We start from the raw sequence: 1,291 nt of genomic DNA on the forward strand, positions 1-1,291 counted from the left end.
TGGCTTGAGTTCGAGATCGACAAGCGTGACAGCGTCGGGGTCCGGATCGACCGTAAGCGCAAGCAGGCCGTGACGGTGCTGCTGAAGGCGCTGGGGTGGACCAGCGAGCAGATCCTTGAGCGGTTCGGGCAGTACGAGTCGATGCGGGCGACCCTGGAGAAGGATCACACGGCCGGTCAGGACGACGCCCTGCTGGACATCTACCGCAAGCTGCGGCCGGGTGAGCCGCCGACCAAGGAGTCGGCGCAGACGCTGCTGGAGAATCTGTACTTCAACTCCAAGCGGTATGACCTGGCCAAGGTCGGCCGCTACAAGATCAACAAGAAGCTCGGCGTCGACGCCGACATCACCCAGGGCACGCTGACCGAAGAGGACATCGTCGCCACCATCGAGTACATCGTCAAGCTTCACGCGGGCGAGACCTCGATGCAGGGTTCCGGTGGCGAGATCGTCGTCGAGACCGACGACATCGACCACTTCGGCAACCGCCGCCTGCGCACGGTCGGCGAGCTCATCCAGAACCAGGTCCGGCTGGGCCTGGCCAGGATGGAGCGGGTCGTACGGGAGCGGATGACGACGCAGGACGTCGAGGCGATCACGCCGCAGACCCTGATCAACATCCGTCCCGTCGTGGCGTCGATCAAGGAGTTCTTCGGGACCTCCCAGCTGTCGCAGTTCATGGACCAGACCAACCCCCTGGCGGGCCTGACGCACAAGCGGCGTCTGTCCGCGCTGGGTCCCGGTGGTCTGTCGCGTGAGCGGGCGGGCTTCGAGGTTCGTGACGTTCACCCGTCCCACTACGGCCGGATGTGCCCGATCGAGACGCCGGAAGGCCCGAACATCGGTCTGATCGGCTCGCTCGCCTCCTTCGGCCGGGTGAACTCCTTCGGGTTCGTCGAGACGCCCTACCGCAAGGTCGTCGACGGCAGGGTGACCGAAGAGGTCCACTACCTCACCGCCGACGAGGAGGACCGCTACGTCATCGCCCAGGCGAACACGCCGATCGCCGCCGATGGCACGTTCCTTGAGGACCGCGTCCTCGTCCGCCGTAAGGGTGGCGAGTTCGAGTCCGTGAGGGCGAACGAGGTCGGTTACATGGACGTCTCGGCACGCCAGATGGTGTCGGTGGCGACCGCGATGATCCCGTTCCTGGAGCACGACGACGCCAACCGGGCGCTCATGGGTTCCAACATGCAGCGTCAGTCGGTGCCGTTGCTGAAGAGCGAGGCGCCGCTGGTCGGGACCGGGATGGAATACCGGGCCGCGACGGACGCCGGGGACGTGATCACCG

General features: G+C 65.9%; 1 pseudogene. It reads left to right on the forward strand.

Annotation, left to right across the window (positions count from 1 at the left end):
- Positions 1-1,291 (forward strand): annotated as a pseudogene (locus tag ACIBVQ_RS40530) (DNA-directed RNA polymerase subunit beta); the annotation flags it as partial.

Source organism: Streptosporangium sp. NPDC049376 (assembly GCF_044466505.1).
Lineage (GTDB): Bacteria > Actinomycetota > Actinomycetes > Streptosporangiales > Streptosporangiaceae > Streptosporangium.